General features: G+C 42.9%; 6 protein-coding genes. 1 reads left to right on the top strand and 5 read right to left on the bottom strand.

Annotation, left to right across the window (positions count from 1 at the left end):
• Nucleotides 1-461 precede the first annotated feature (461 nt).
• The 5 genes from HY841_14775 to HY841_14755 form a co-directional block, all read right to left on the bottom strand.
• The gene (locus tag HY841_14775; protein ID MBI4932020.1) at nucleotides 462-2,981 is read right to left on the bottom strand and encodes a T9SS type A sorting domain-containing protein; all 2,520 of its coding nucleotides are present in this window, start codon (nucleotides 2,979-2,981) and stop codon (nucleotides 462-464) included.
• Nucleotides 2,982-3,195: 214 nt separating this feature from the next.
• Nucleotides 3,196-5,097 carry a tetratricopeptide repeat protein gene (locus tag HY841_14770; protein ID MBI4932019.1) on the bottom strand — a complete coding sequence of 634 codons (1,902 nt, stop codon included), beginning with the start codon at nucleotides 5,095-5,097 and terminating at the stop codon, nucleotides 3,196-3,198.
• A gap of 60 nt (nucleotides 5,098-5,157) precedes the next feature.
• A complete protein-coding gene (locus HY841_14765) occupies nucleotides 5,158-5,385 on the bottom strand; it encodes a type II toxin-antitoxin system MqsA family antitoxin (GenBank protein MBI4932018.1) in 228 nt (75 codons plus the stop codon).
• Between the two features lie 92 nt (nucleotides 5,386-5,477).
• The gene (locus HY841_14760) at nucleotides 5,478-5,762 is read right to left on the bottom strand and encodes a hypothetical protein (protein ID MBI4932017.1); all 285 of its coding nucleotides are present in this window, start codon (nucleotides 5,760-5,762) and stop codon (nucleotides 5,478-5,480) included.
• A complete protein-coding gene (locus HY841_14755; protein MBI4932016.1) occupies nucleotides 5,746-5,970 on the bottom strand; it encodes a hypothetical protein in 225 nt (74 codons plus the stop codon). Before HY841_14755 ends, HY841_14760 begins: the two co-directional genes overlap by 17 nt.
• Nucleotides 5,971-6,371: 401 nt before the next feature.
• On the opposite strand from HY841_14755, the gene HY841_14750 reads away from it, so the two are divergent.
• Nucleotides 6,372-6,581: a hypothetical protein gene (locus tag HY841_14750; protein MBI4932015.1), complete on the top strand. Its 210-nt coding sequence runs from the start codon at nucleotides 6,372-6,374 to the stop codon at nucleotides 6,579-6,581.
• The last annotated feature ends 162 nt before the right edge of the window (nucleotides 6,582-6,743 follow it).

Here is a 6,743-nt window from a genome sequence, read left to right as displayed (position 1 = left end):
GTTATCACTTGCTTTTGCCTTCGGCTTCCTCCGCACAATGCCTCGCAACATTGCACTTGCTTTCAGCTAACACTTCGCGTTATCAACGTGTGTTCGGGACTTGCACCCTATAGTAAAAGAACATGGATGGCGCACAATTAGAAAGCCCTACACCTGGTGCAGGGCTTCTAACATCGCCATGAAACAAACTGCTTCCGATTAAGGGAGCATTATCTTTATATCTGAGATAAGAAAGATTTTAGAAAGATTACACCGATTGCTTTGTGTTGTTTCATCTGTGTAATCTTTTTTGTATTTTTCTTAATCTGTGTAATCATTTTTTAATTGATGCGCCAAATGTATACGGTAAATTCAGTTTGTCAAGAGAAAAAAGTAACTATTAGACGAGTGGCAGGATTTTGCAGACGAATGATTATATTTTGAAGACGAGAAAGAGAGAAATAATATGCTTTGCCCGGATTTTATTTCACAATTATCTTTCTGCTGAGGTATTCATCCTTGTTGGAGGCAATGATGCTGTACATTCCCTGCGCAAGTTTTTGTTCGGGGTTTAAAATAACCAGAGAGCTTCCGCTTGCTGTCACTATGGCTTTGGAATAAATTTCCCTGCCCAGAACATCTGTGAGAACCAATAAAACAGTTGAGCCTTCGGCAGCGCTGACTGAAAGATTAATGGTTCCATCGGTTACAGGATTTCCGTTTACATCCAAAGAAAAATTATTTTCTTCTCCACAGGATACCGCTATGGGAGTATAGGTTTTTGTACTTCCATCAAAATCAGTTTGTGAAAGGCGGTAATAGGTTTTTCCCTGCAAAGGATCTGTATCGGTAAACGAATAATTTTTAATTGTGGAACTGTTGCCGGTGCCTTTTACCGTGGCAATGGGAGAGAACACGCTTCCGTCCCGGCTGCGCTCCAGCAAAAAATAATCATTGTTAAACTCAGAGGCGGTTTGCCAATTGGAAAACACTTTATTGTCTTTACATTCTGCAGTAAAAGAAAGCAGTTCAACAGGTGCGGCACATACAATATCAATGGTTCTGGTAGTGGTTTGCCCGTCCGGATTTGTGATGGTAATAATATAAGTGCCGGTAGCAGCCGCTGATGTATTGAGGTCAAGGGTTACCTGTGTAGGGCTGACAAAAGTAACGCTGGTTACAGTAATTCCCCCGGTGCAGGAAGCCGTAAGGCGGTTTGCAAAACCCGGACCACCTGCATCCGGACCCGGATCAAAAAACCCGGTGCAATTAGGAGTTGAACTGGCAGTGATAGTAACAATATTAGAAGCCGTGCAGCCGTATGCTGCTAATGGATTTAACACAGCTGGTGGCGGTGGTGGTGGTGCAATTAATTGTACAACGCGCACAGCCCAATCGTTTGCGGCATCGCAATATTCCCCGAATGCCCACATCGTCATATTATCATTCGGGTCAACTACCACCTGCGAGTAATCGCCCCAACGCTGCGTACCTGCTTGCACATTATAGGTAGTGGCACTTGCTGTAGCCAATGAGAATGGCTGCAAGGTACCGGGAGCATCACAGGAGTACCTTCCCGAAACTTCAACATCAGCTTTATTAGCAGCGCTTGCGGTACTGCTGCCCAAAACTGCATGCCCCTGCCCGCTCATCGCAATACTTGGAATCCAGAACCCGCGGTAATTTGCAGCCGCTGCATCAAACAGAGTTCCCGACTGCACTAATGTTGGTGTGGCAGTAGTCATACTTCCTATCTGGTACCAACGCGATCCGTTTCTATTACCTGCAGCAGAAGCAACTCCTGCATTGTTTACTCTTAAATTATGAGCAGTCCATAAGGTGGTAACACCCGTTATTTTATTTTTCATCACATGCGCGGCAAACAAGCGGTCATCCAAAGCATCCAGATTGTTTCCTGTTCCGTTATGTACTTGTGTAAGTGGGGCATACGTTGCAGGAATTGTTGTTAGTGGCGTAGGGATGGTAAGAGTAGGAACTCCGCCAGGAGTGTTCACTCTGACAAAATCTAATTTGCTCCATGCAAAGACGTCTGTTCCTACAAAATATCCTTCTGTTGCCGCAGGGTCCTCATTGTCCACGCCTTGAGGTGTGTAAATTGGGGAAGTGGCTCCACCAACATTGTTGAAGGCGGTTACTACGATAGGTCCAGCAGCGAGAATAGAACTTTTTCGCACAATATACATAGGGGAGTAGCTATATCCTGGTGAAAATCTATTTCCGCCTATGTACAATGCATTTGCATCAACGCCCAGAGTAGGATAATCAAAAAATGCTCCTGCACTTGGTTCAACAAAGAAGAAAAAAGTAAATGATGCTGCGCCTGTTATTACAGGACCGCTGCTTACTGCAATGCAGACGCGGTTGTTGGCGGCTGCCGTATTTATTGTAACTACAAACCATCTCCCCGATAATCGGTCATACCGGATATGGGTATCGCTGACACCTATCCCTGCATCCACGGAAGAAAAAAATGTTGTAATGTCAGCGTTAAGGGGGCCAAGTACTCCTGCTTTACTGTATACCTGTATACGCGTGTTGCCACAAACTAATACTTGAGTGGGACCTACAGCGCCATTGCAATCAGGAGGAATCCATCCGCCAGAAATAGCTAAAGTAGGACCCCTCCAACTAGCGCCAATAGTTTGAGTGGCATTAACAGAATTGCCTGCGTCATTTCGGTTCTGAACAGCGGTATCTGACGGTGGAAAGGAAGATATTTCAGGTGCATCAGGATTATTCTTTTTATGAAGATGCGCTTCATGTTCTCTTTGCATGCGCAACTTAGTAAAGGGAGTCGGTTTTTCCATTGCCATGATTTGGTCAACGGTGAGAGTTATTCCATTTGAACCTGTCAATTGGATGCCTTGTATGGTTTGCTGTGAAAAAGAATTTTGACAGATGAAAACAAACACACACAACCATGTTTTGAGAAAAACTTGTTTGGCAAGAAGAATCGTTCCAACTGAAGTTCGAAGTTTCATAGCAGAATTTATCGATATAAATCGGGATAAAGGTATTCATATCCTTACTGCAAACATATGGAAAAAGAAACTTTTAGACGAATGGCGGGATTTTGCAGACGAAATAACAATAAACGATGATGAAAAACATCTTTCATTTCTGCCCTGTAAAAAACCACCCCGCTCTTACAACAAAAATCCATGCGCGGTGCTTTGTGCACGTCAGCAGCGCGGACTAGGTTTTGTTTCTTTCTACAAAATACATATCTATCTCCCCCTTGTTCTTTGCCGGGATTTTTCCGCGGAAGTCAGCCCTCACCCCAGCCCTCTCCCAAAAAGAGAGGGAGTTAAGCTGCGTGAAGGTTGCTCCCGATATATTTATTTTTCCTGCTTCGCCTGATGATTCCATGCGTGAGGCGGTGTTCACTGCATCTCCCCAAATGTCATACGCAAATTTTTTATCGCCTACCACTCCTGCGGTGACAGCACCTGTGTGGATTCCAATTCGCAGTTGCCAGTAATCGGTAATTGGTAATCGGTTACCGGTATTTGACCGATTACTGTTCACCGATAACCGATAACCATTCATCATCCATTCCTGAATTTCCAAAGCGGCACTTACCACATCCATCGCATTCGTACTGTTTGCTGTGGGCAATCCCCCTGCACACATATAAGCATCTCCTATTGTTTTTATTTTCTCAATCGGATATTTTGAAATAATCTCATCAAACTTTCTGAAAAGAAAATCCAGTTCACTTACCAGTTCTTCCGCAGAAAGTTTTTCGGCTATGGTTGTGAAGTCCTTAAAATCGGTGAACATGACGGTGACATGTTCATAATGTGTTGCTGTTGCTTTGCCCTTTGCTTTGAGCTCACGTGCTGTTTCGGCAGGAAGAATGTTCAGCAGAAGTTTTTCTGACTTTCTTCTCTCTTTTATAATGAACAGAGAAAGCAATACCACTATCAACAGACCGCTGACCACTGACCATATTATTATCTTCTGTTTTCTGACTTCTGACTTCTGCAGTTCCCCTTCTTTGTTCAGAAGTTGTATCTGCTGTTCTTTCTTTTCGGTTTCGTATTTGGTTTGCATTTCAGCAATCTGCTTGCCCGATTCTTCATTGAGAACGGAATCTTTAACATCGCTGTACAGTTTGTGATAGTCGTATGCTTTCTGAAAATTTCCCATTCCGGCATACACTTTTGCCAGCGTATTGCTGGTTTCCACTTCTTCCTCTTTCAGATTGTTTTCACGCGCAATGGCAAGCGCCTTTTCACCGTGCCGGATGGCTTCGTTAAAATTCTTTTGGGCGGAATACAATTCTGCAAATTGTATGTGGGCGGTTGCTTCCTCGCTCACTTCTTTATTTTCTTTTGCCGATGCGAGCGCCCTGATAAGGTATTCTCTCGATTTTTCATAGTGAGCGCTTTGCAAATAGGCAATTCCTGTATTGAGAAGATTTGCGGAAGAAGATTTTTGTCCTGTGTATTTCGACTGCTGTTCAGACAGCAAATAATACTTCAGCGCTTTGTCATATTGATTCATGTTGGCATAACAAACGCCAATGTTTCCATTATGGGCTGGCAGATTTTGAGTATTGCCGAGCGTGCTGTCTAATTTGTAAGTTCTCAGCATATAACCGAGCGCCTGCGGAAATTTTTCCATTCTGAAATACAATCCGCCAATTCCGTTGAGGCAGACGGATATTCCGGATGAATCTTTTTTCTCCTCCTTTATAGCGAGTGACTTTAACAAATAGGAAATTGATTTTTCGTTTTCTCCAAAGTTCTGGTACAAAAAGCCGAAGTTGTCATAGCCCGTCTCCAGCGCATCTTTGTCATTTGTTTTTTCAGCCAGCTCCGTCTGCATTTTTGCATAGTCCAGCGCCTTGCGGGGCTCGGAAGAAAAATATTTCCAGCAGAGCGCATTGGCAAACTTGACTTTTACTTTATCATCTTCCTCTTCGCTCAATGCTTTTTCAAGAATTGCATTTGAAAAATTCTGGCGCAGCCCAACAACAATCTCCGTATAGGTTTTTTCCGAATGGAGGATGCTGTCCATGTTTGCACTGCGCTGGGCGAATGAATAGGATATGATAAGAGAGAAAAATACTATGGAAACAGGGGAGCGCATAACTTGTCAGTATCTCCATTAGTTAACGGAAGAATACGGCTGGTAAGAAATGAGGAGTAATTACGCTGCTTTTAATCGGATGATTTCTACTTCCGCTCCGTTCTTAACAGCACTGCTGCCTACTGCAAGAATTTTTTCCGTAATGGCTTCATCTAAATAATAAGCACCGCATACAGGGCATACCATAGCAGGCACTTCTTTGATGATTACCGTGCTGTTCTCTTTATTAAAAGATACAGTTACTTTTCCTTTTTCAGGAATGCCGTGTTTACAATCTAAGCATTTCATTTTATGGTTTTTTTCTTGTTTTAAAATCTGGTTCAAAGTTAGTGGAATCGGGAATATAAACAGTAACTATTATTTTTTGCGTTTCGCTGGTATTATCTGCGGTAATGCTCATAAAAAGAAGGTCTGCGTAAAATCCTTTCAGCCCAAATAATATTTTTCTTTATCTCAAAACCCGCTCTGTAATCGTCCTTCTCATCAACCGTTATCCGGATTTTATAGCGCGATTCGTATTTCTCTAACTTTGATAACTGCCCTGTTTGAGAAACAGTTTCTGCCTGCATGATTTGCCTGAGATGAGCGGCAAGCAAAACTTTTACTTTATGGCTTTTGATTTTAAGATAGTCTCTCTTGAACTGTGGCTTAAAACGTAATTCCATCCTTGGCAAACATTTTCTTTATTTCTTCGTGTGATATTTCGCCTGATTCTTTTTCCGTTTTATCCATCATTTTGCCAAGCCAGCGGTCTTCCAGTATTTCTTCCAGCTGTTTGTCTTTAACAACCTCCATGCTGCCTTTCAGGGCGCGAATGAGTTTTTTTACATAGGATAGTTTATCTGTATCTATTTTTATGATAGCGGTGCTCATGATAAATTGTTTGATACAAAGTTATTCAATTTTTGCTCTCACATAAACCAAAAACCCCGCACTTTATTTTGCGCTCCGAAGAATTACGGAGTCCGTCTTTGGCGCCTTGCGCCATGGCGCGTTTCGCGCTCATCAGCGGACAGGGTTTTCTATATTTTTACCGCTCTTATTTGCGCTCGGGTGTTTTTTCTTTGGGGGTTGCAATAATTTTACTTTTTTCGATTTGCTTTACTGCTCCGAAAAAACTCATCCGAGTCCCTTGTCCGTAAGGGACTCACCGAAGAAGTCCTTCGGACCTTCTGAGCAAGAGACCGGAAAGATTTTTTTTCGTGACGTTAAAACTATTTTTACTTTTGACGCCAGATAATTATTACCTAATTAACCATTTAACCTAACAACCAATGGCAGCAGGAAAAATCATAGACTTGTTTCCCGCGGGAAATGACGGAAGCCAGGAAGGAGCCGGCAGGGTAACTCCAAGCGGCAGCAGCACCGAATATGTTTTTTTTACTCCCGATGATGTGGATTCCGCTTCTGTGCCTTTGGCGGCAGGCAGCAATGTAACTTTTGATATCAGCGGAGATCTGGCAATCAATGTGCAGAAGAACTGATCTAATTAACTTATTTACCCAACTGATGTTACGCAAATACATTTTTTCCCGAAGGGATGGAAACCCAACCGCAGAGTTCGCTGAGGTTTTACGCAGAGAACCGCTGAGAATACAAGATTGCATTTTCTCTGCGGCTCTCCGCGTGTTGTTTTCTCTGTGTTC

The sequence above is a fragment of the Bacteroidota bacterium genome (assembly GCA_016213405.1).
Taxonomy (GTDB): Bacteria; Bacteroidota; Bacteroidia; order Palsa-948; family Palsa-948; genus Palsa-948.
This window is presented reverse-complemented; position numbering and strand designations above follow the sequence as displayed.